Annotated in this window: 23 protein-coding genes and 1 pseudogene; 3 read left to right on the top strand and 21 right to left on the bottom strand. The window is 29.3% G+C overall.

The window, feature by feature from the left end; translation table 11 throughout:
• Nucleotides 1–28: 28 nt before the first annotated feature.
• The 6 genes from RSF37_RS09380 to RSF37_RS09405 form a co-directional block, all read right to left on the bottom strand.
• Entirely contained in the window at nucleotides 29–481 is a 453-nt protein-coding gene (locus RSF37_RS09380; protein ID WP_332564149.1) for a low molecular weight protein arginine phosphatase, read from the bottom strand.
• A gap of 18 nt (nucleotides 482–499) precedes the next feature.
• Complete coding sequence (locus RSF37_RS09385) at nucleotides 500–1,543, bottom strand: L-threonylcarbamoyladenylate synthase (protein ID WP_332564150.1); 1,044 nt, start codon at nucleotides 1,541–1,543, stop codon at nucleotides 500–502.
• 17 nt (nucleotides 1,544–1,560) lie between these two features.
• Nucleotides 1,561–2,148, bottom strand: coding sequence for a hypothetical protein (locus RSF37_RS09390; protein WP_332564151.1), 588 nt, complete (start codon nucleotides 2,146–2,148; stop codon nucleotides 1,561–1,563).
• A gap of 65 nt (nucleotides 2,149–2,213) precedes the next feature.
• Nucleotides 2,214–3,296, bottom strand: coding sequence for a peptide chain release factor 1 (prfA, locus tag RSF37_RS09395; protein WP_332564152.1), 1,083 nt, complete (start codon nucleotides 3,294–3,296; stop codon nucleotides 2,214–2,216).
• A gap of 49 nt (nucleotides 3,297–3,345) precedes the next feature.
• Nucleotides 3,346–5,118: a peptide chain release factor N(5)-glutamine methyltransferase gene (prmC, locus tag RSF37_RS09400; protein WP_332564153.1), complete on the bottom strand. Its 1,773-nt coding sequence runs from the start codon at nucleotides 5,116–5,118 to the stop codon at nucleotides 3,346–3,348.
• A 17-nt stretch (nucleotides 5,119–5,135) separates the two neighbouring features.
• Complete coding sequence (locus RSF37_RS09405) at nucleotides 5,136–5,720, bottom strand: thymidine kinase (protein WP_332564154.1); 585 nt, start codon at nucleotides 5,718–5,720, stop codon at nucleotides 5,136–5,138.
• A 173-nt stretch (nucleotides 5,721–5,893) separates the two neighbouring features.
• Between RSF37_RS09405 and rpmE the strand changes: the two genes are divergently transcribed.
• Together rpmE and RSF37_RS09415 are read left to right on the top strand one after the other, a co-directional pair.
• Nucleotides 5,894–6,100, top strand: coding sequence for a 50S ribosomal protein L31 (gene rpmE, locus RSF37_RS09410; RefSeq protein WP_332564155.1), 207 nt, complete (start codon nucleotides 5,894–5,896; stop codon nucleotides 6,098–6,100).
• 117 nt (nucleotides 6,101–6,217) lie between these two features.
• Nucleotides 6,218–7,321 carry an MGDG synthase family glycosyltransferase gene (locus tag RSF37_RS09415; protein WP_332564156.1) on the top strand — a complete coding sequence of 368 codons (1,104 nt, stop codon included), beginning with the start codon at nucleotides 6,218–6,220 and terminating at the stop codon, nucleotides 7,319–7,321.
• Nucleotides 7,322–7,356: 35 nt separating this feature from the next.
• On the opposite strand, the gene rho is transcribed toward RSF37_RS09415, so the two are convergent.
• The 13 genes from rho to RSF37_RS09480 all read right to left on the bottom strand — a co-directional run bounded on the left by rho (nucleotide 7,357) and on the right by RSF37_RS09480 (nucleotide 22,500).
• Complete coding sequence (rho, locus tag RSF37_RS09420; protein ID WP_332564157.1) at nucleotides 7,357–8,892, bottom strand: transcription termination factor Rho; 1,536 nt, start codon at nucleotides 8,890–8,892, stop codon at nucleotides 7,357–7,359.
• Between the two features lie 207 nt (nucleotides 8,893–9,099).
• Nucleotides 9,100–10,713 carry a CTP synthase gene (locus RSF37_RS09425; RefSeq protein WP_332564158.1) on the bottom strand — a complete coding sequence of 538 codons (1,614 nt, stop codon included), beginning with the start codon at nucleotides 10,711–10,713 and terminating at the stop codon, nucleotides 9,100–9,102.
• Between the two features lie 208 nt (nucleotides 10,714–10,921).
• A complete protein-coding gene (locus RSF37_RS09430; RefSeq protein ID WP_332564159.1) occupies nucleotides 10,922–11,215 on the bottom strand; it encodes a hypothetical protein in 294 nt (97 codons plus the stop codon).
• 153 nt (nucleotides 11,216–11,368) lie between these two features.
• Complete coding sequence (locus RSF37_RS09435) at nucleotides 11,369–11,782, bottom strand: DUF1934 domain-containing protein (RefSeq protein ID WP_332564160.1); 414 nt, start codon at nucleotides 11,780–11,782, stop codon at nucleotides 11,369–11,371.
• An 11-nt stretch (nucleotides 11,783–11,793) separates the two neighbouring features.
• Entirely contained in the window at nucleotides 11,794–12,783 is a 990-nt protein-coding gene (locus RSF37_RS09440; protein WP_332564161.1) for a tRNA 4-thiouridine(8) synthase ThiI, read from the bottom strand.
• A gap of 115 nt (nucleotides 12,784–12,898) precedes the next feature.
• The gene (spoIIR, locus tag RSF37_RS09445; RefSeq protein ID WP_332564162.1) at nucleotides 12,899–13,534 is read right to left on the bottom strand and encodes a stage II sporulation protein R; all 636 of its coding nucleotides are present in this window, start codon (nucleotides 13,532–13,534) and stop codon (nucleotides 12,899–12,901) included.
• A gap of 58 nt (nucleotides 13,535–13,592) precedes the next feature.
• A complete protein-coding gene (gene ispE / locus RSF37_RS09450; RefSeq protein WP_332564171.1) occupies nucleotides 13,593–14,435 on the bottom strand; it encodes a 4-(cytidine 5'-diphospho)-2-C-methyl-D-erythritol kinase in 843 nt (280 codons plus the stop codon).
• Between the two features lie 185 nt (nucleotides 14,436–14,620).
• Entirely contained in the window at nucleotides 14,621–17,227 is a 2,607-nt protein-coding gene (gene cphA / locus RSF37_RS09455) for a cyanophycin synthetase (RefSeq protein WP_332564163.1), read from the bottom strand.
• Nucleotides 17,199–18,044: a cyanophycinase gene (locus RSF37_RS09460; protein ID WP_332564164.1), complete on the bottom strand. Its 846-nt coding sequence runs from the start codon at nucleotides 18,042–18,044 to the stop codon at nucleotides 17,199–17,201. Before RSF37_RS09460 ends, cphA begins: the two co-directional genes overlap by 29 nt.
• A gap of 113 nt (nucleotides 18,045–18,157) precedes the next feature.
• Nucleotides 18,158–19,717: a DUF3794 and LysM peptidoglycan-binding domain-containing protein gene (locus RSF37_RS09465; protein ID WP_332564165.1), complete on the bottom strand. Its 1,560-nt coding sequence runs from the start codon at nucleotides 19,715–19,717 to the stop codon at nucleotides 18,158–18,160.
• Nucleotides 19,718–20,075: 358 nt separating this feature from the next.
• A complete protein-coding gene (locus tag RSF37_RS09470) occupies nucleotides 20,076–20,312 on the bottom strand; it encodes a Veg family protein (protein WP_332564166.1) in 237 nt (78 codons plus the stop codon).
• Between the two features lie 181 nt (nucleotides 20,313–20,493).
• Nucleotides 20,494–21,381: a sporulation peptidase YabG gene (gene yabG, locus RSF37_RS09475; RefSeq protein WP_332564167.1), complete on the bottom strand. Its 888-nt coding sequence runs from the start codon at nucleotides 21,379–21,381 to the stop codon at nucleotides 20,494–20,496.
• A 117-nt stretch (nucleotides 21,382–21,498) separates the two neighbouring features.
• Nucleotides 21,499–22,500 carry a CotS family spore coat protein gene (locus tag RSF37_RS09480; RefSeq protein ID WP_332564168.1) on the bottom strand — a complete coding sequence of 334 codons (1,002 nt, stop codon included), beginning with the start codon at nucleotides 22,498–22,500 and terminating at the stop codon, nucleotides 21,499–21,501.
• A gap of 106 nt (nucleotides 22,501–22,606) precedes the next feature.
• On the opposite strand from RSF37_RS09480, the gene RSF37_RS09485 reads away from it, so the two are divergent.
• Complete coding sequence (locus tag RSF37_RS09485) at nucleotides 22,607–23,725, top strand: glycosyltransferase family 4 protein (RefSeq protein ID WP_332564169.1); 1,119 nt, start codon at nucleotides 22,607–22,609, stop codon at nucleotides 23,723–23,725.
• 110 nt (nucleotides 23,726–23,835) lie between these two features.
• On the opposite strand, the gene RSF37_RS09490 is transcribed toward RSF37_RS09485, so the two are convergent.
• Together RSF37_RS09490 and RSF37_RS09495 are read right to left on the bottom strand one after the other, a co-directional pair.
• Complete coding sequence (locus RSF37_RS09490) at nucleotides 23,836–24,366, bottom strand: hypothetical protein (protein WP_332564170.1); 531 nt, start codon at nucleotides 24,364–24,366, stop codon at nucleotides 23,836–23,838.
• A gap of 23 nt (nucleotides 24,367–24,389) precedes the next feature.
• Nucleotides 24,390–24,710, bottom strand: a pseudogene (locus RSF37_RS09495) (CotS family spore coat protein); the annotation flags it as partial.

Here is a 24,710-nt window from a genome sequence, read left to right on the forward strand (position 1 = left end):
AAAGAAAGTGTAGCATGTAATAAAAATATTACACACTTCCATCTTTCTTTAATTTAGCTAATAATAAGGCAACTATACCTTCTAATTCTTTATAAATATTATTGTAAACAGAAATTGTGCTACCGTAAGGATCAGTCACTTCCCCCTTAACGCCAGCATATTCACATAATGAGAACACTTTACCCTTGTATTTAGGATAATTGTCCCTTATAAACTCTTTACCAAAGTCTGTCATTGTTAAAACAACATCTGCTCTATCAAGCAAACTTTCATTTAATTGGATTGCTTCTTTATATTTTACGTCTATATTTAATTCCTTCTTTAAAAGCTCTACTGAATTTTCTGTCACAAAACTACCAGGAACTATTGTAATTCCAGCAGATTTTGCTCTGAAACTCGAGTCTGTATTTAATTTATTAAATATTTCTTCTGCCATTGGGCTCCTACATGTATTTGCTGTACATACGAAAAGCACCTTCATAAAAAAACCTCCAAACAATTATACATTTATAATATCGTAACCTGCTGCTTTATTTAATCTATTCATTATTGCAACACCAATACCTTCTTCACTAAATGCTTCTGCAAGTATTATGTCTACTCCTAGATCGTTAAACTTTCTAAGTGCATTAAACAGGTTTGATGCAATTTCTTCTAAGTTATTTTCTTCTCCTAAAATAACAACTTCTCCTTTTGGATACTCCTTGCTATTTTCTTTTGTAGTAAGTATTCCTACACTTTTTTCTTCATCTATATAATTCTGTACCATTTCGTTAATTTTTTCAATAGTTTTTTTGTTATTTCCACTGATAATTTTTAATTTTGCATTAGGAGCATAGTGTCTATACTTCATTCCTGGTGCTTTTGGTTTAAATTCTTTAGAATTATTTAATAAACCTTTATCAATTTGTATGTTTTCATCAATCCTTTTAAGCATTTCAAGTGTTATTCCACCTGGTCTTAAAATCATTGGAGGATATACAGTACAATCTACTATTGTTGATTCTAATCCAACTTCACTAACTTCTCCGCCCAATATAAAATCAACTCTACCTGTTAAATCCTCGATACATCTTTCAATATTTGTAGGACTTGGTCTTCCGCTTATATTAGCTGATGGTGCTGCAATTGGAACTCCTGACTGTTTAATAAGTTCCATAGCAATTCTATTTGAAGGCATTCTAATTCCTATTGTATTTAAATTAGCGCTTGTTTCCATTGGTATTATATCTTTTTTTTCTAATATTAAAGTTAATGGTCCTGGCCAGAACTTATCCATTAATTTATTTGCAATCTCTGGTACATTTTTCACATATTCATCAATATTTTTTGATGCAACATGTATTATTAAAGGATTATCCTGTGGTCTTCCCTTTGCTATGAATATTTTTTTTACGCAGTCTTCTTTTAATGCGTTTGCTCCTAAACCATATACGGTTTCCGTTGGAAATGCAACTACGCCTCCATTTTTTATCATGTCTGCTGCTTCTTTTATACATTCTTTTATATTACTTTCATTTGTAATAGCAATTTTTGTTTCCAAGGTTATATCCTTCTTTCTTAGTTTAAAGTTTGCCCTCTGGCAATTTTTATATTTTCAACACAATTGTTTGTAATGTGTGCTTTAACGCAATATTTAAATAATTCGTCTAATAGTGGATATTTTTTAAGTCCACCTTTTTTTATAATTTGGAAATAATAAATATCTCCTTCATCTATTTTTCTAATTCTATCATATTCTTCACATATTTCGGGATACTTTTTTAAAAAACCTTTAGTTACTGGCTTCATTCGTCTATTTCTAATTCGTCCTTTACTTACTAATATTATTTTCATATCTTCTTCCATGCCATCTGCATGGACAATTGCAATCTTATCACAAATTATAGTATACCCTCTATTAAATAAACCACTAACAAATCTTAGTTTGTTATTTTTATATTTAAATTCAAGCTTTGTACTATCTCTCTTCTTTAAAACTGCAAGTAATATAAGAAGTTCTAAAATTAATAAATATAGTATTAAAAATTTAGTCATTATGCCAGTAAGCCATAGTGAAGTCGGTAAGAATATAGCTAGGGCTATCATCAATATGTAGAATCTTTTTGTTGATTTTTTTTCTTTTTTTAATGCTTTATAAATATCCATAATTACCCCTTCATATATTCTAAAAGCCTTACATTTTTAATGCAAGGCTTTTTTTAAAAATTAAATTACATTTCTGTATTTCCCATTTGTTTCATCTTTTCAGCTTGGTCTGCTGTTATAAGAGCATTAATAACTTCATCTATATCACCATCTAAGAATGACTCTAATTTATAAAGAGTTAATCCTATTCTGTGATCAGTCATTCTACCTTGTGGGTAGTTGTATGTTCTTATTCTTTCACTTCTATCTCCAGTACCAACTTGAGATTTTCTGTCTTCTGCTATACCAGCTGCTCTTTCAGCTTCTGCTAAATCAAATAATCTTGATCTTAATACTTTCATAGCTTTATCTTTGTTCTTAAGCTGTGATTTTTCATCTTGACATGAAATAACTATTCCAGTAGGAAGGTGAGTAAGTCTTACCGCTGAATCTGTAGTATTAACGCATTGTCCTCCATTACCTGAAGCTCTAAATACATCAAACTTAATATCTTTGTCGTTTATTTCTACTTCTACATCATCAACTTCTGGTAAAACCGCAACTGTTGCAGTTGATGTATGAATTCTACCACTTGATTCTGTATCTGGAACTCTTTGAACTCTGTGAACTCCACTCTCATACTTAAGTTTTGAGTAAGCACCGCTTCCCTTTATCATAAATACAACTTCTTTGAATCCTCCGATTCCAGTTTCGTTTGTACTCATAAGTTCAACTTTCCATCTGTTGTTTTCAGCATATCTTGTATACATTCTGAAAAGATTTGCTGCAAATAGTGCTGCTTCATCTCCACCAGCACCAGCTCTAATTTCTACAAATACATTCTTATCATCATTTGGATCTTTTGGTAATAATAATATTTGTATCTCTTTTTCTAACTCGTCTTCTCTATCTTTTAGAGCATTTATATCTTCATGAAGCATTTCCTTCATTTCTCTATCTGATTCGATTTCAAGCATTTCTTTATTATCTTGTAATTCTTCTATAACTTTTTTGTATTCCTTATAAGCTGCTACGATAATCTCTAAATCAGCATGTTCCTTACATAGCTTTCTCCATTCATTTTGGTTCGCCATGATTGATGGATCACTGATCTTTACTGATAATTCGTCATACTTATTTTCTATGAATGCTAATTTATCTAATAACATTTTATCACTCCGTACTATCTATTTTCATATTTAAGTATTATATCACATATTACAATTCTTTTTCAACAATCCTGTAATTTCCTATAACAACTCTATCAAGACCTGCTAAATCTTTTATTACTCTTACATTAATAAATCCGTTACTTTCCATAATATTTTTAACCTCTTCACCTTGATCATATCCAATTTCAAAGGCTAATATACCTTTTCCTGTAAGAACATCTTTACTTTCAGAAATAATTCTTCTGTAGAATATAAGACCATCATTTCCACCACTTAAAGCTGTATGTGGCTCATAATCTTTAACATCATCCATTAATTTCTTAATTTCTTCTTCCTTTATATATGGAGGATTTGATACAACTATATCATACTTCTTATCCTTATTTATTACTTCCTTTAATAAATCACTTTTAATGAAAGTCATTCTGTCATTTAGTCCATGTTTATCAATATTCTTTAAAGTAACTTTTTCCGGAATATCAAAATAATCAATTGAGTCTACTTTTATATTTTTTCTAAACTCAGCAAGTGATACTCCAATAGCTCCACTCCCTGAACATAAATCACATACATTTATATCCTCATCTTCATTAATATCTTTAAGAACTTCTTCAACTAAAACTTCTGTATCTCCTCTTGGGATTAATACACCTTCTTCAACATAAAGTTCTATCCCCATAAATTCTGCTGACTTTGTAATATATTTTATAGGCATTTTATTCTTTCTTTTCTCAATTAATAATAAATACTCTTTCTTATGCTCATTACTTACTTTTTCATCACCATGTGTTAGTAAATATAATCTATCTCTTCCTATTATATATCCAAGTAAAATTGTAGCATCTAATCTTGTTGTATCTATATTAACCTCTGTTAAAACTTTTGTTCCTATTTCTAAAAGTTTATTTACTGTCATTTCATCCTCCGGCAATCCTTCTGCTGCTCTTAATGCTGCAATTGCAACTTCTATTTGTGAGTCATCTGGTTCTTTTGTTGTTAATTCTTGAAGCTTAAGCCCTGGTGCTGCAATAATTTTTGATATTTTACTATCTGATTTCCCAATCCACTTTATAAGCTCATATGTTATACCTGATATAACAGGAACTAAAATTATTCTAAGTGCAAATCTTTCAAAGAAACTTCCCCATCCAGTAAATGCAAATATTATTATACTTACAAACATTATTAAAAATAAAAAGTTAGTTCCGCATCTTGGATGGAATCTACCATATTTTTTAACATTTTCTACTGTTAAATCTTCTTCATTTTCATAACAAAAAATAGTCTTATGCTCTGCACCATGATATTGGAATAGTCTGTACATATCATCAAACTTACTTATTCCTATAATATACAATGCAAATATACATATTCTAATAAACGCTTCTATCGCATTTAGCGCTATACTTGATAAACCTAGCCCTTTAAATAAAGAAGCAATACCAGTTGGCACTGCAATAAACAATACTGCTGATATTATAAATGAAAGAACCATAGTAAATCCAATTATTACATCATTGCTTTTATCCCCGAATTTATTTCTAAGCCAATCTTCAAAAGCAGAAGGTTCAGTATCATCAAAAAATGAAGCTGAGTAATTTAGTGATTTTATTCCTTGTACTAAAGAATCTATAAGTACAAATACTCCTCTTATTAAAGGTATATTAAATATACTTTTCTTCTTTGTAATAGGTACAGTATGCTTAATATCTATAGCAATATCCCCATTCTCTTTTCTTACTGCCGTTGCTATTCCTTTAGCGCCTCTCATCATTACTCCTTCAATGACAGCTTGACCACCAACATCACGTTTCTTCAATATATCCCCCACCTTTATTACTTCTTTTTATATTTGAAGTAGCATTCTCCACATAATGATTCATAAGTTACATTACCAATGTTATCTATAGCTACTTGCTCTCCTTCAAATACAAATTTATCATTTATCTTTCTTGCATTTAACATCGCTTTATTTCCACACTTACATATAGTTTTCATTTCTTCTATACTATGTGCTATTAATAGAAGTCTTTCACTTCCTTCGAAACCTTCCATCATGAAATCTGTTCTTAATCCGTAGCATATTATAGGTACATCTAATGTAACTGCCACTTCAAATAATTGATCTATTTGTTCCTTTTTTAAGAACTGAACTTCATCTACTAATATACAATCTAATTTCCCATACTCTTTAATATTTTCATCAACTGTTTTGTGGATATTTTGGTCTTTTTCAACCAATATATCAACTTCTCTACTAACTCCAAGTCTTGAAACAAGTTTATTTCCACCCTTCTGATCTGTGGATGGTTTTAGTAATAAAACTCTCATTCCTCTTTCCTCATAATTATAAGCCACTTGCATTAAATGTGTTGATTTTCCTGAGTTCATAGCCCCATATCTAAAGTATAATTTACTCAACTTGTCCCTCTCCTTTTTTCATTTCGGTTATTACGATTATAGCATTTATGAGACTTTATAAAAAGTTTTTTTTAAATTTGTCACTTGTTGACTGTGAATATTTCATATGATATACTTTAGTAGTTATTTATTGTAGAGATACAGTAAAATTTACATTAAAAGAGGTGAAAAACATGAGACAAGGCATACATCCAGAATACCACCACGACGCAGTGGTTAAGTGTGCATGTGGAAATACTTTTACAACTGGTTCAGTTAAAGATGAACTTAAAGTAGAAATATGCTCTAAATGCCACCCATTCTTCACTGGTAAGCAAAAAATCGTTGATGTTGGTGGAAGAGTTGACAAGTTCAACAAGAAATTCAACCTTAAGAAGTAAGAAATTTAGGGAAAGACCATTAAGTCTTTCCCATTTTCTTTTTTCTTATTTAAATTAATTACAATTAATGTTACTATATTTATATAAATCAAAAAATTTATGGAGCGAGTGAATTTAATGAAAAAGGTTCTTATAATAACCACTTCAACAGGTCAAGGTCACAATCAAGCAGCTAACTCACTTATTAATGTATTTGAAAAAGATGGTTATTCATGTATCAAATATGATTTTTTAGATAACAGCAGCAAGTTTCTGACTGATGCTATTGTTGGTGGGTATGAAGTTTCAGCTATGAAATTTCCAGGCATATACGGATTTTTCTATCGTTTAACTAATGTACGATGCATAAACGCTTTGTCTATGACTATTTTTCAACTTGTAAAAAAGAGACTTAAAAACTTAATAGATAGAGAAAAGCCAGACTTAATAATTAGTACTCATCCTATTAGCGTAAGTATAATGAACAGTTTAAAGAAGCATGGATTGAAAATTCCATATATGGTAGTTACTACTGACTTTAAAGCACATTATACATACATAGGCAAATATGTAGATGCTTATATTACTGGAAGCGAATACACTAAGCAATCATTAATAAAAAAAGGTATTAAGGAAGACATTATCTTCCCATATGGTATACCTATAAAGGAATCATTCTTTGAACGTGATGAAAATATTCCTCACATAAAAACAAATGAATACTTCAACATACTACTTATGAGTGGAAGTATGGGACTTGAAGATATATCTTATGTTTTAGATGAATTACTACAAAATAAAAATAAACTTAGAATTACTGTTGTATGCGGAAATAATAAAAGCTTAAAAACGGATCTTACAAACCGTTGTTCAAAAGAGTTTAAAAATAAGAAATTACATATTCTAGGTTTCTCAAATGACATAGCTTCATTTATGGAGTATTCTGATATTATAATTTCAAAGCCTGGCGGACTTACTGTTACAGAATCAATTGCTAAAAATTTACCTTTAATAATTCCATTTGCAATTCCAGGTCAAGAACAAGAAAATACAGAATTTTTATCTAAAGAAGGTTATGCAATCTGTATTAATAATATATCAGATATAAATCAAACTATTAATTCATTAATAGAAAATCCAGATAAACTTAACGTTATGAGAAATAAGCTTAAGACTTTAGCTTCAACTTATTCAATATCATCAATAGTTAAGTTAGCTGATAAACTTGTAAAAAAAGACTGATATTAAGTGAAAACTCACTTTATATCAGTCTTTTTTTATATATTATTCTTTTCGAATATTCTTATAAATTCTTCATTATTCTTTGTTTTACCTAACATTTTAATTAGATTTTCAGTTACTTTATCTGCATTACCATCTGTGTACATAACTCTTCTTATAGAATATGCAACATCCTTTTCCGCTGGGCTTAGAAGTAAATCTTCTTTTCTTGTTCCTGATTTATAAATATCTATAGCTGGGAAAATTCTTCTTTCTTGAAGTTTTCTATCTAAGTGAACTTCCATATTACCTGTTCCCTTAAACTCTTCAAAAATCATATCATCCATTCTTGAACCAGTATCAACTAAAGCTGTAGCAAGTATTGTTAAACTTCCACCTTCTTCAATATTTCTAGCTGCTCCGAAGAATTTCTTTGGCATTATTAAAGCACCTGGGTCTAATCCACCTGATAATGTTCTTCCAGTTGGAGTTATTGTTAAGTTGTAGGCTCTTGATAATCTTGTTAAACTATCTAAAAGTATTACTACATCCTGCCCCTGCTCAACTCTTCTCTTACCATGCTCTAATATCATTTGAGCTACTCTCTCATGGTTTTGAGGTTCTTCATCAAAAGTAGAATATACAACTTCTCCATTTACTGATCTTTGCATATCTGTTACTTCTTCTGGTCTTTCATCAATTAATAACATAATCAATTTAACTTCAGGACAGTTTTTTGATATGTTTTGAGCTAATTGTTTTAAAAGAGTTGTCTTACCAGCCTTTGGTGGTGCAACTATCATTCCTCTTTGACCTTTTCCGATTGGGCACATTATATCCATAAGTCTTGTTGAAAGATCATTAGGTCCGTTGCCTTCTAATTTAATTCTTTCCTTTGGATATATTGGAGTTAACTTCTCAAAAGGAGTTCTTCTTACAGCGTTTTCAGGATTTTCATCGTTTACTTTCTCTAAATAAATTAAAGCTTTAAACTTTTCGCCTTCTTTTGGTTGTCTTACCTTACCTTCAAGTTTGTCTCCTGTTGCTAAATTAAATCTTCTTATTTGAGCTGGAGAAACATATACATCATCACTGCTACTTAAACAGTTTTTTCCTCTTAAGAAACCAAAACTATTATTTTCTTGAATTTGTAATATTCCTGAAGTAGTCTCAGCTGAAGATAAATCTCTTTCTCCATTATTATTTCTATTTTGATAGTTATTTTGGTTGTTATAACTATTATTCTGGTTATTATGGTAACCACCATTTGAATTATTACTATAATTACTGCTATGGTTATTACTATAATTGTTGTTTGAATTATTACTTGCAGTATTAGTAGTTGTACTTGCTGTCGTCGTATTAGTTGTAGTGCTACTACTTTGGTTATTGCTGTAAGTGTTTTCTCTAGGTTTTGGTGCTATTTTCTCTTTTAAAATAACTCCATCCTTTTCTATAGCATTAACATTTTTATTTATTATCTCGTTTATTAATTCACTCTTCTTGTATTTTGATATATTTTTTATATCTAATTCTTTAGCAATCTCTTTGAGTTTTGCTAAAGTCATACTTTCGTAAACTTCTTTTGTCAAAATGACACCTCCGTATTAATCAAGATTTATATAAACTAAAATTTTCAAATTTAATTGGAAACTATTAAGGTAAGATTTTTAGACATTTAACTTTATTTTTATTATCCTTCAATATTAATACTTTTGCAAGTTATATAAAATATTTATTTGAAAAAATTAGAAATAAAAGGTATCTTAAACAAATTAAGATACCTTTTTACATAATTTTTATTTTGTTTTTTCTGCTACTGCAGCTTCTATAAATCCAGTGAATAATGGATGTGGTCTATTTGGTCTTGATTTTAATTCTGGATGGAATTGTGATGCAACAAACCATGGATGATCTTCTATTTCAACTATTTCAACTAATCTTCCATCAGGACTTGTTCCTGCAATTGTCATTCCACTTTCAGTTATTTCTGTTCTATATTCATTGTTGAATTCATATCTATGTCTATGTCTTTCATAAATAACTTCATCTTTATAGCAGTCATATGCCTTAGTTTCATCATCTAACTTACATGGATAAACTCCAAGTCTCATTGTTCCACCTAAGTCTTCTATATCTTTTTGTTCTGGCATAATATCTATTACTGGGTATTTTGTTTCAGCATTTAATTCTGAACTATGCGCACCTTCAAGTCCTAGGACATTTCTAGCAAACTCTATTACTGCACATTGCATTCCAAGACAAATTCCAAGGAAAGGTACTTTGTTTTCTCTTGCCCATCTTATAGCATCGATTTTACCTTCTACTCCTCTATCTCCGAATCCCCCTGGAACTAATACACCTTGAACGCCTTTTAATACTTCATTTACGTCTTGGCTTTCTAATTCTTCTGAATTAACCCATTTAATTTTTACTTTTGTGTTGTTTGCAAGTCCACCGTGGCTTAATGCTTCAACAACTGAAATATAAGCATCGTGTAATTCTACATACTTACCAACTAAAGCAATAGTTACTTCATCTTCTAAGTTCTTCATTCTTTGAACCATGTCGATCCATTCACTATTATCTATATCTTTACATCCTAAATGTAATTTTTCACAAACTAAGTTGTCTAATCCTTCTTCGTGTAACATTAAAGGAACTTCATATAAGTGATCCGCATCTAAGTTTTGTATAACTGATCTTCCTTCTATATTACAGAATAGACCTATCTTGTTCTTTATATCATCTGATAATTCTTTTTCTGATCTACATACTATTACATCTGGTTGAATTCCTATTGTTCTTAACTCCTTAACTGAGTGTTGAGTTGGCTTAGTTTTAAGCTCTCCAGCTTTTCCAAGGTAAGGAACTAATGTTACATGAATGAAGCATACATTATCTGCACCAGCTTCACTTCTTACTTGTCTTATAGCTTCTAAGAATGGTTGTGATTCTATATCTCCAACTGTTCCACCGATTTCAGTTATAACAACATCTACATCTCTTTCTTTAGCTGCTCTATAAACTTTATCTTTTATAGCATTTGTTATGTGAGGTATTACTTGAACTGTTCCACCTAAGTATTCTCCTCTTCTTTCCTTTGAAATAACTGACCAGTATATTCTACCAGTTGTTATATTACTATTTTGTGTTAAGTTTTCATCTATGAATCTTTCATAATGACCTAAGTCTAAATCTGTTTCTGCTCCATCATCTGTTACGAAAACTTCACCATGTTGATATGGACTCATTGTTCCTGGATCAACATTAAGGTATGGATCAAATTTTTGAATTGATACTTTAAGTCCTCTGTTTTTTAATAGTCTTCCTAATGATGCTGCTGTTATTCCTTTTCCTAAGGCTGATACTACTCCACCTGTTACGAAAATATACTTTGTCTTTTTGTTCATTCTTAGTTCCTCCCGTGAGAAAATTTATTTTGATTTTTCGATTTTTTAGTTGACACTTCTTTATATGTAAAGTATAATTGATATTACCCCATAAATTTGATTTATGGGGTAGTGGTGTTTCAATTAATTTCTTTTAATAACATAGATATTATAGTACCACATATTTTTTTTAATATCTAGTCATTTTTTATTTATATTTTGTTCATAACTATATAATTCTATCAATTTTCTTTTCTATTTGAATATATTTATTTCTAAATTCTCTATTTACCAAAAATTTCTCTTCTGCTTTTTCATAATTATAATTTATACTTCTTCTAGTTTTAACTTTTAGCAGTTCTTTAATTTCATCTTCAGTACAACAGTTATACTTCTTTAAAAACAGTATTAATAAGTATTTTTGTTCTTTCTTCTTAAGTATTTCAACAAGTTTTTCCCTTGATATATCATTATCCTCACAAACCTCACTTAATATTTGAAAATACTTTTCTTCATCATACATACTAAAAATACCCTCCTTATACCATAAGTATTTCCATTTAAAAAACTTTTAGACACCTTTATCAAAAAAATGGAGCAACATCATTTCATTTTCGTTATAGATATAAATCTTAAACTAAATAAACCAACATCACTCCACTAATCTTTTATATGATTAAGCTTTTATTTCTAATTTCAGTTCTGTCTTTATAGGTGGTTGACCTGCAACTTGCATATCATATTTGATATGTACTTTTCCACCATCTTCATTCATATCAATTTCTAAATCCTTTGTATTGATACTTAATTCTAACATTCCATAAGGAGTATTATATAGTGATACTGAAGGCTTATCCTTTTGGAAATGCATCTTTGTTGTAGTGCTTCCTTCTCTTTCAAGAACAATATATTCTTTTCCTATTCTAAGCTTAGTATCTGTTCCTTGCATACCTGATATTTCAGTTTCTTTATAAATTGCAACTAGTTCATCATTTTCTGATTTATAACTTCCAGGAGTAACAACTTCTATAAGTTCACCATTTTCCATAGTCGCATTACTTATTATTTTTATAACCGCTTTCTTTTCCATAATTCTACCTCTTATTTCCCTTGTATTATGTATTTATTTATTTCCTCTTCACTAGCTGGCTTAACTTTAATACTTCCGCTAAATTTGCATCCAAAGTTTCCATATGATATTTCAACTTCGTCTAAATCTTTACCTTTGCAGTATCTTCCTGTTATTTTTGCTGCTAGTTCCTTATCTTCTTCATTACATTTTCCACTAATTATGGCCATAGCTCCATTGTGGCTTGTTGGATATAATACAATATCTTCTCTAGTTAATAAAGTCTTTGCTATATCCCCTTCTTCTTTAGTTCTAGTAACTATTATTTTACATCCGTTATCACTAACAAAATGTCTACCATATCTTAATAATTCTATTTCTTTTGGTGATGCATCACCATTTCTAACTAAAGATTCTTTTAATCTAATTGAATAGTTTGGTTCTGTTAGTCTACATCCTCCTGCTGGTGATGGGTAATCTTTAATACCCCAAGCATCTGCAAGTTCCATTTGAATTTTTCTACTTCTACCTGCAATATCAAGTAATTTTTCTCTATCTACTAATCCATCCTTCTCCATTTGAGTCTCATCTAAATTCTTAGCACATAAAGGTCTTAATATTCTTTCCCTAAACCCTGATTCCTTTGTTACTTTATTTAAGGCTTGTCTATTTTGAGACATTGGTCTTTGATTTAATACTTCTCCAGTTATTATAAAGTCTGCATTAAATCTTTCTAATAATTCTCCTGAGTATCTCATCATCATAGCATGACAATCTATACAAGGATTCATATTTTTTCCCCATCCGTTTTTAGGGTCTTTTACCATTTCAAAATGTTCAACTGAAAAATCAACAACTTCTAATGGTATATCTATTTGCTTAGTCATCTTTATAGCATTTTCTTCATTAAAGAAATATGATCTAAAACATATCCCTATTACTTCTATTCCTTGATCCTTTATTAATTTTGCTGATAATATACTATCTAATCCACCTGAGATCATAGCTAGTGCTCTTGTCATTAAAATTTCCTCCTAAAATTAATTTATTTAAACTATATTTTTATAAGTCCATATTTCGTTACAAATTATAGTTTAAAAGTCTTCTTTAGTTTTATCAAGCTAAATTTTATACTATTTATTGAAATATCTCTTTAATTACATCAAAAATCTTAAATTTGAGTACATATTCCTCTTCTTCCACCTCATCATAGCTTTGCTTTTCAGTTGCTATTTCATCCATTCTACTTTCAGTTTCATTATACGCAACAGCACCTTTTGTTACATCAACAAAACATAAAGGTGGGAACATAACACACCACCAATTTTGTCCTGATGCATCACCAATTAAAATTCTATACGCTTCATACTCACCCTGTGGCAATACAATGTTTCCATATATTTTCTCAGGGAAATTCTCTCTTGATAATTCTGTCTGAACATTATAACTATATCCGTTATCTTTTACAACCTTTTTAGCTATACTGATTACTTTATTATTATTTGATTTAATAATTTTTCTTGATTCATTAACACTTTTAGAGTTCTTTAATAATGGCTCTAAATATTTAATTACTTCATCTCTTACTTTAAGCTTTAAATCTTGATCCTTTTTATCATCACTATTTGCAATTACATGAAATCTAATTAATTCATCTTTAACACTTTCATAATCATAAGTTACTTCCTTATTACCTTCTTCTGGATTGCTTGTACACCCTCCAAGTAAAATTGATGTTAATACTATAATAATTACATAAATAAATTTTTTCATATTAAAAACCCCCTTAATAGTAATCATTATTACCAATTAAGAGAGTTCTATACATATTTTAAACAGTTCTTGTTATAAATACATCTTTATATTTCTTTTTCATTACCTCATAGCATTTTTGCGCTTTAACCATATCTTCAAAGAAAGCAAATACAGTCGGTCCACTACCGCTCATCATACTTCCTAATGCACCGTATTCCATCATTGCCTGCTTTATTCCTATTATCTCCTTATATTTTAAAAGAGTAACATTTTCAAGGAGATTTTTCATATTCTTTGATACGTAGCCTATATTATCATTAGCCATATTTTTCATCAAACCTTCAACATTTGGATGGAATACAACTTTTGATAAATCAAACTCTTGATAAACTCCTTTAGTTGATACACCAAAAGGTGGTTTAACAAGAACTAATATCTTATCTTTAAATGGTTTTAATTGAGTTATAACTTCTCCTACACCTTCACACAGTGCTGTTCCACCATTTATGCAATACGGCACATCTGCTCCTAATTTCACTCCAAGTTCCATAAGCTCTTTATCACTTAAATTTTTGTTAAACATTTTATTCATAAGCTTTAACACAGCTGCACAGTCTGTACTTCCACCTGCAAGTCCAGCTGATACAGGGATATTTTTATTAATATCTATACTGACACCTGATTTTATATTAAATTTATCCATAAAAAGCTTTGCTGCTTTATATGCTAAGTTTCTTTCATCCTTCGGAACATATGGTTTATTACATGAAATAGTTATACCTTTTTCTATCTTCTCTATTGTTATTTCATCATATAAATCTATACCTTGCATAATCATTCTTAATAAATGATATCCATCTTCTCTTTTTCCAATAACATCTAATGCTATATTTATTTTGGCATATGCTTTTATCTTCATCATATTTCCCTTCCCTTAACTAAAGTCATTACAATATTTTATCATAGCACAATAAATTCTGTCTAATTTTATTGTAATACAAAAGAGTAGACTATTGATAGATATATATAATTAAAATCTTTACTAACTTTGAAATTTTTTGGATACGATTAAGAAGCCAGCTTACTTCAAACTGGCTTCTTAATTTACATATTTACGATATCTTCTTGAATTTCTCCTTTATTAACATCATCTAGAACTTTAAGTAATGGTGCTAATTCCTCGAAGAATATAACAACTATATCCCCTTTATTGCTTATCTTTAAAGCTTCTCTAAAAGCTTCACTTTCATCTAAAATTATTTTACATTTTGCACTATTATCTATACCCGTTTTTATAATATTGCAAATCTCCCCCCGTTCTCTACCTCTTCTATCTTTATCTTCTTTTATTATAATAGAATCTAAGTTTTCTGAACTAAGCTTCCCTATTTCTATAGCCATTTCATCACTTCTATCACCAGGTATACCTATTACCCCAATTAATTTATTATGTTCCATACCTTTTAATGCATCAAAAATAGCTCTATATCCATCTGTATTATGGCCATAATCTAGTATAACTTTTTTATCATCAACTTCATAAATATTAAACCTTCCAGAATTATGGTTAGCATCTAGCATAAATTTTGAAAATCCTCTTGCAATCATACAATAGTCTACTCCAATTCCAACTAATGCTGAACAAGCTGCTAGAACATTTTCTATATTAAATTTCAACTTCCCATTTAAAGTTATAGGAATATCATCTAATTTAATAACATTATATTTTTTATTATTGTTAATAACACATATCATGTCATTTTCAGTAAATACAGCTATTTTTCCTTCTTCTATATTTTTCTGTATTAATTTATTATCTCTACTTTTTGAGAAATAAATTGGTTCACCCTTTATTCTGTCAATTATTTTAGTGCTCCAATAATCATCTGCATTTATTACAGAATGACCATCTGGCTTTATAGCTTCAACAACTAATGATTTTACAAAACTTAATTCTTCTAAGTCATTTATTTCATTTAATCCTAAGTGATCTCCTGTTATGTTTGTTATTACACCAACATCTGCTAAATCATAAGCTAGACCTTTTTTAATTATGCCACCTCTAGCGGTCTCAAGTACAGCTACATCTACATCTTTATTTAAAAGGACAGCTTTAGCACTATCATAACCAGTATCATCACCAATATCAATGCATTCATCTCCTATGTAAATTCCATCTGTTGATGTCATTCCTACAGTGTTCCCCATAAGTTTTAATACATATGCTATTAACCTTGTTGTCGTTGTTTTTCCGTTTGTTCCTGTTATAGATACTAACGGTATATTTTTCATGTTGTTTTCGTATAAATATTTTACTATTTCTTCACCAACATCATGTGATTTCCCTTCAGCTGGATAATGATGCATCCTTATCCCTGGTGCTGCATTTATTTCCATAATTACACCTTGATCTACAAGTGGTTCAGTTAGATTTTTAGCAGTTATATCTACCCCACATATATCTAGACCAATTATTTTTGCTGCTCTTATGCAAATATTTTTGTTTTCTTCACTTATTTCATCAGTACAATCTATAGCAATACCTCCTGTTGATAAGTTGGCATTTCTTCTAAGTACTACTTCTTCACCTTTTAAAGGTATGCTTTCTAAAGTGTATCCTAATTCTTTAATCATACTTTTCATTTCATTATCAATTTTAACTTTAGTTAATGGCTTCTCGTGATCTTCACCTCTTAATGGATTTCCATTTAAAACATCCACCAATTCCTTTACTGTGCTTTTACCATCACCATATACTTTTGGTGGTATTCTAAGTGAAGCTGCAACAAACTTATTATTTATAATACAAACTCTATAATCATTTCCAACTATATATTTTTCAATAATTATATCTTTATACTCTTTTGATAATTTATTGTAAACTTCAACAAGTTCCTTATCATTTTTTATATTTAAGAAAACTCCCTTACCTTGATTTCCACATTGAGGTTTTAAAACAACTGGATACCCAATGCACTCCGCTTCTCTTAATACTTCTATTATGTTACATACTTTCTCTCCACATGCAACAGGTATACTTTGACTATCTAGAAGCTTTTTAGTAAGTATTTTATCACAAGCAATATCAGCCCCTATACAGGTAGTATTACACCCTATAGTTGCTTCAATAATTTTACCTTTTTTCCCATATCCGATTTGATAATATCCTGAATCTTCAATTTCAAAAACAGGTAATCCATATCTTTCTGCTGCTGTTTTTATAGCTAACGTACTTGGTCCTATGGATTCTTTATTTAGAATTTCTTTTATTAGTTTTATTCTTTCATCAAGATTAAATCTATTTTTAGATATTAATGAATTAATTAATTCAACTGCTAATTTACCTATTTCAACTGCTGTTTTTTCATAAATATACTCGTATACTATATAATAATCTTCGCCTTCACACTCTCTAGCTTTTCCATATGCTATATCTACTCCTAGCATATTTTGGATACCAATTACTATATGCTCGCATATATGTGATAAATATGTTCCTTCTCTAAGTCTTATTGCAAAACCTCCTGGAACATCAATTCCACATCTATGTTCTTTTAAAATAGGTACTAATTCTAATAATTTATCATTGAAACCTTCTATTTCATTGCTTGGTATTTCAGAATATCCTTCAAGATTGACATCCATTCTGATACATCTCTTATGAGAATATATGTTACGACCTTTAAATATTCTCATGCCTTTTATCTTCATCTCTAAATACTTCCTCCTCAAAAGGTATCTTCTTATTTAAATCAAATTTATTTCCTTCTATAAGAACATGTAATTTAACATTGAATATACTTAATGTTTTGTCTCTATGCTGCTCTGAAACGTTAGTATGTGTTATGGAGCTTCCATCTAAAATATAAACAGCTCCACTGCCTATTACCCGAACTAATTTTCTCTCATCTACAATTATTGCAGTATCTTCATCTATCCCTATTCCTAAATAATCCGGATTTTCTGCAACTCCTGTCAATAGCCTTCCTATCCTTCCTCTTTGTATAAAGTGTTGATCTATTATTGCATTCTTTATAAATCCGAGTCCTGGAGACATATTAATGCTATGTTTCTTCGGTGACTCTTCATCTTCACCTTGAAGTATCATAGTTCCACTCATAACAGAAGCCCCTGCTGATGTTCCAACTATTACCTTCCCTTCATACATTCCTTCTACAATTAATTTATTAAGTGGAGTACCTCCTATTAAGCTAGCTATTTTAAGTTGATCTCCACCTGTGAAAAATATTAATTTAGATTCTTTTATTAACTGTAAATTATTTTCTAAATACGCTTCTTCTCTCTCTTCTATGTTTAAAAATTTCAAGTTTTTAACTCCAATATTTTTAAAAACTTTATCATATACTTCTTTCATTTCGTTTTGTACTTCAGAAGCTATTGTCGCAACTAAAAGAACGTCCTTATCTTTATCTATTAAATTGCATACTTCATTTAGTATTTCTTTTCTTCCTTCTTTGTCTTCCGCTCCTCCTATTACGACTAAATTATAGTTTAACTTAGATTTCATAATATTCACCTCTAATCATGCGTTTATTATTATTTCCCCGACTGTTACTATTTATTCAAAAATAGTAAAAGTCCCACCAAATTGCTTCGGTAGGACTTTTTATCATATTTATATTACATAGCTCTTCCTGGTATTAATAACTTTTCACCTGGTACTAAATAATCTGGATCTTCTAAATCATTTATTTTTATTATATCGTCCATAGTTGTCTTATATTTTTTAGCTAAATGCCACAAACTATCACCTTTTCCAATAACATATATTGTAACGCTTGCTTTCTTCTTAATATCTTCGCCTTCACCTAAAATAATATCACTTACAAAATCTTTTTCTACTTCATATAAAACTTTTGCTGTCATTGTTAATGTGGCTTTCATTGCTATCGTATTAGCTTCTATTGAAACATCTAAATTTTCTATACAAGCTTTAACTAAAGCCTGCATTTTATTATTAGCACCATGCGCATCAATACTTATATTAAACGGAATATCTCCTGATGCCTTATCTAAATATTTTGAATCATCGTTAGTTTTATATATAACATTAACTCTTATATATCCACCAACAATTATTTTATTATCTTCTACTGCTTTTTCAGTAACTACTGCTTCTCCTGAAGAGGTTATTATTTTTTCTGGCATCATATCCCCTTCATTCATATATATATTATCTTTAACTACAGCTTCACTATTATAAATTCCTTCAAGCATGCCTAACTTACAAGTATCTTTAGCTATATCTAAATTTACTTTAGGTGAATATGCATCTGCTATAACATCAATACTCTTCTTTGAGAAAGCTTTAACTTTACAAGTTATTATTATCTCAGTATTAACTAGTCTAGCTTCACCTAGATCATCCTCTTCTATAGTTACATCTTTATTCTTAATATCATACTCTCCAGTAACCATCATATCTGATGTTGCATTTGGCATTTCAACCTCTTTAGTTATATATATATTATCATCTAAAGAGTGAATTTCCTTTCCTTCATTGCTTAAATAAAGCATCATTAACTTACAGTAGCAACCACAATAAATTTTTTCTTCTAAAACTTTAATTTCTTTCTTTTGAAGCTCTAGCTTGCATTTTAAAATTTTTGATATTTGTGGTTTATCCATGCTAACTCTTATTACTGATTTACCCATAAGCTCAACAGTTTCATTAACATCTGTACTATTTATAACTTCATTTTTCTTAAGGATCTCTATTCCATCAGTTCCTTCTACATCTTTTATAAGTTCTATTTCCCTGCCTTTGTACATTTCCCAATTGAAATCAAGAACTCCATCAATAGATACTTTTCTTTCATTGATTATCTTTGATTCAATATGTTCTACTCTGCAGCAAACTTCGCAAGCTATTTTATGTTCAGCTTCCTCTAAGTCCAAACTATTCGCAAATTTTTGTGAATAATTCACTGAAGAAACTACTAATTCTTCCTCTTTAGCTAAGTAAAGCACGTTATACTCTACCATCCCTTCTACCATTACTTTATCTCCAACAGTTTCCTTTGAAGTTATACTAGGTTTTGCATCAACCATAAGTATTTCTTGCACATCTGGATGAGTATCTGGTATAAGATATTCTTCATTTAACATAGTTGTAGTATTACTTTCTCTTAAAAGTTGCTCGAATTGAATATTTTCTTTTATCACATCTATATTTGACATTTTAACCCCTCCCATAAAGTACCTACTACTATGTATATAAAAAGATTCCTTTTTTATTACTATTATTTGGATATTTTTATTTTTATTTTTTTAATAACTTCGAGTTATGTTTTCAATTTATCCATATACTTCTAATAATATGGACTTTTTAAATTTTTTCTAATTTTTTTGTTGACAAAAGTAGTTTCATGTCGTAATATAGTAATTGGTTATTGACCATATAACCTCTCATAAATTCTCAATACCCTTTTATACCATAGTTGAAAGATGGAAACCCACCATCTTTCTTTTTTTTGCTTAATTTTAAAAAAGATATATATAAATAAAAAAACTTCGATCTAATCGAAGTTTTTTTATTCTATCCTGGAAAATGTAATTGCACTGTTTGAGTTAATACATCTGAATAACTATATGTCACGGTTCTTTGGGTGTCGTTGTCTAATCTAATTACGAAAATGCTAGGATATGCACTTTCTAAAACTCCATCGTTAACCAGAATCTTTTTTCTTCCTCCGTTAGCTTTTAAAGTTACTTTTTCTCCAAGGTGCCCTTCAATGCTTTTTTTTATTGAAGAGATAGTCTTAATAGTTTCCATAAAAACACCCTCTTTCCTAAATAAATTATACCATTTTTTTGAAGTGAAGTCAAACAAAATTTTAATTTTATCACTTACAAATTATAATGTCAATATTTTTTTCACAATTTCTTTACCTTTTTTTATTATTTGTAAACTTTCGTCTATTTATGCACGATATTTAACAATTCATAATTAATACTTATATTATATAAGATGATTTGGGGTACCCCTCCCTATACTTTCCCCTAGTTTGGAGCCCTCCAATTCCTTTTATACCTGTTATTGTATTATCTATAACGTCTTTTATCGATACAACTTCGTTTATTTTTGTGTATGCTATCTTTTCACATACAAATACCGGATCTAAACAATGTATTAAAACTCTATTTGGTGAAGATGCAAAATTTGCTCCTGCATCTAGCATACATTCATAACAACTTTGACATGCTCCTGCAAATATAACTAATTCATCATAGCTTGAGTTATAGTCTCTAAGTGCTCTAACTGCATCTCTATAAAATTTTGAATTTCTATAATTATCTAAATCAAGAAAATTTCTTGTATCCTTAACAACACTATCATGGCCTGTTAATACAACAATATCTGGTTTTATCTCCTTAACTAAGTCAACTATCCTTTGAGGTTGATCTTCTTCTGCTATAGAAACTCCTACAGCATCTAGAGATAACTGTTTGTAAACTTTAAGACAAGTATCCATATATTCCTTATCTCCATCTACATGAAGTATCTTTCCCGGCCTTCCAAAAAATAATTCTTCAATTTTGGAATCTTTTTGACTTTTCATATTTTTAATTTCTTTTGTGCTACCTTTTCTTGCATTTATATCTCTCATAGATATAGCAGTCTTTATTGCCTTGTTGACTCTACTGTTTAATATCTTATCTTTTTCTCCACAGTAGTCTCCTCTTACTTCTTCTAAATCTTCACCATCTGAGTCAGCTATAATTCTTATATTTATTCCCTTTAATATATATATCTTCTTGCCTTGTTCTTCTTTTATATCTATTACTTTAAATGTAATATCTTTATCATATGATTTTCTTACAACCATATCACCTATTTTCATTGTTACCACCTAATATTTTTTACTCTATTTTATAATATGTAATAAACTATCAAGTGCTAATCTAAAGAAAATAAAACTCCATTAAAATAGAGTTTTATTTTAACTGGAGTTTTATTTTTAGTTAATATTATATTCTTTCTTAAAATCATCTAAGAATTTCAAATAATTATCTCTTTCATCAATAATACTTTGTAGTTTACCTGCAAAAGTATTTTGACCCCAATTAACTTCATTGTAATAATATCTATTTGCAAGTCTCCAATATCTTTGTGGGAATTGTAAATATGATAATAATACTTTAAATTCGTCTTCTTCAATTTTAGAAACTTTATTATAAGATTCAACTATCTCTTTTGCATACTCAAAGTCCCAGTCAACTCTTTTTAAAACTTTAGTCATAAAGTTTGATATATCAAAAGCTCTTATTTCTCTCTTACAATAGTCAAAGTCTATAATATTCACATCTTCATTTTTATCAATTATAATGTTGTGATAAGTAAAATCATGGTGGCAGAATCCTTTTTCCTCTTCTGCAACTTCACATAATCTACTGTAATTTGATTGCACCATTGTCTCATAGGCTTTCTTGCCCATCTCTTTATAAAATTCCATTGATTTAATATAAATCAAATCAAATTCACTTTTGTTGTGTCTTTTTCTAACCATATCCCTCATCTTGTCTAATGACTTAATTCTTTTAGCCATTAAATTTGGCCATCTTCCTAAATCACTTTTAAGTTTTGAGTTTTCTGGTGGGTCATATCCTTTAGATGCCTCATGTAATCTTGCAAGTGCTTCCGCTGCCAATTTGACTTCTGATATTTTATGGAAATCGCACTCCCTTCCTTCAAGCCAAGTTGAAAGAGTATATAAATCCTCATTAACTAATGCATAAGGCTCGCCTTCTATGTTTAAAAAATATCTATCCACTTTATTAAATCCATTATTTATCAAATGCTCTTTAGCACCATAAACAAATAGTAACTTCTGTGGTCCATAGTTTATTTTCTTTAAACACCTTTCACCTTTATTAGTCTTCAAATAATATATTCCCTTATTTGCCTTTAAAGTTTCAATCTCAATGTCAAATTGTCTTTCTATTTCAAACTCTCTCATCATTGTAACCACCCCCTTAATATTTATATGTACATATTACTTATTTTATTAACATTTTTTAACACTATTAAATATAATGGTATTAATAGTACTTCGAAAGGATTAAATCATGAAGATTGGCATTGATGGCAGAGCCGCAAAATGGTACAGAGGAACAGGGATTGGCACATATACGCACCAACTAATAATGAGTTTAAATGATATTGATTCAACTAATGATTATTTAATTTTTACACCTGAGAATAAAGCTCTTAACAATTTAAATGATAATTTTAAAATTCAAAAAGTAGATACAATAGTTAAGGAGAGTTTTTGGGATAATGTTAATGTTCCAAACATTCTTTCAGATAGTAATATGGAGTTATATCACGTTCCTCAAAACGGTGTAGGACTTTCTGACAATATAGATTGTAAGAAAGTAATTACACTACATGATATAATCCCTCTTAGAATGCCTGAAACAGTTAGTGATCGTTACCTTAGAATATTTAATGATGTAATGCCAAATATTCTTAAAGGATGCGATGGAATAATTACAGTTTCAGAATTCTCAAAGAAAGATATAGCAACTGAATTTAACTTCCCTTTAGATAAAATTTTTGTAACTCCATTAGCTGCTGAACCAATTTATAAACCTATGAGTAAATGTAGTTGCAAAGAAAAAATTAGAAATAAATATGGTATAACTTCTGATTTCGTTCTTTACGTTGGAGGATTTAGTCCAAGAAAAAATATACTTGGCTTAATAGAGGCCTTTTCTCAAATTCCAAAACTTGAAAGAAAAGGTGTAAAGCTCGTAATTATAGGAAAGCAAGGTCCATCTTATAATGTTTATTTAAATAGAGCAATAGAACTTAGTATTGAAAATGATATTATATTTACTGGATTTATAGAACTAGAAGACTTACCTATTTTTTATAATGCATCTGAGATGCTAGTTTATCCATCCTTCTATGAAGGCTTTGGACTTCCACCTATTGAAGCTATGGCATGTGGAACACCAGTAATAACCTCTAATGTTACTTCACTTCCTGAAGTATGTTTTGATTCTGCAATACTTGTAGATCCAAATGATACAGCTGAACTTGCATATGCTATAAAGCGCGTTTTAAACGATAGCTTACTAGTACTTACAATGGTGAAGAAAGCTCTTACAAGAAGTAGATCCTTCTCTTGGGAAAATACTGCTATAGATACAATTAATGCTTATGAAAATATTTTAAAATAAATGATATTCATGCCTTTAAGCTGTACTTCTTCGCTCTGTTGAAGTACAGCTTTTAATATACAAAAACAAAAAAGCTATGAATACTTAAATTCATAGCAATATATTATCTTTTATAAAAATATATACAATATTACAATTAACGCAACAGCTATAATTGCACCTATAGCATAGGCTACTATTGCTTTATTATCACTTTTAACTTCTATATTTTTATTTTTTTCTATAATATTAACCCCTGGTATTTTTTTAATTATATCTAAATTATTATCTGATGTAGGCTTATATTGAACCTCCGGATACTTTCTGAGTTTCAAGCTAATTAAAGTATCATCATCGTATACTTCTACATTCATACTTTCTAAATCATCTAAAGTCACAGTATTTAAAGAAATTTTCTCAAAATTTTCTCTTGTATTAATTAAATATAACTTTTTATTAGTTAAAATAAATATAGTATTCCATATCCATTCATCTACAAACAAATAACCAAAAATATTTTCTCCTCTAATTGGACTTTTTCTCTCCTTGGCAGCAGTAATATTTTCAGCAACAAAATATCCTTCCATTTCTTCCTCACCCCTTAAGGTGCTTTCAAATTCTACTAAGTTTCTTTTTAAGTTCAAATCTACTAATTTATCCATCTATATATCTCATCCCCTTCTCCCTAATAAATTTTCTTATATTCTTCTATAAATCTTCTTCTAAATACATCATTTTCTAGTTTCATTTTAAATCTATGAAGGAATATATCATAATCCCATTCCTTTGCCTTATGATAATATGAATGAATAGTTCCATATACATCTCTTGGGAAAGTTATAATTGTATATATTAATTTGTATTCTTCTTCTTTTAATTTAAATATTTTATTATAGCTATTTAAAAATATCATTCCTTTATTAATATCAAAGACACTATTTTTTATCCATTTAAGTAAAAAGTCTGCTACATCTAATGTTCTAAGTCCTATAGTTGCATAATCAAA

This window comes from Clostridium sp., from assembly GCF_036643715.1.
Lineage (GTDB): Bacteria > Bacillota > Clostridia > Clostridiales > Clostridiaceae > Clostridium.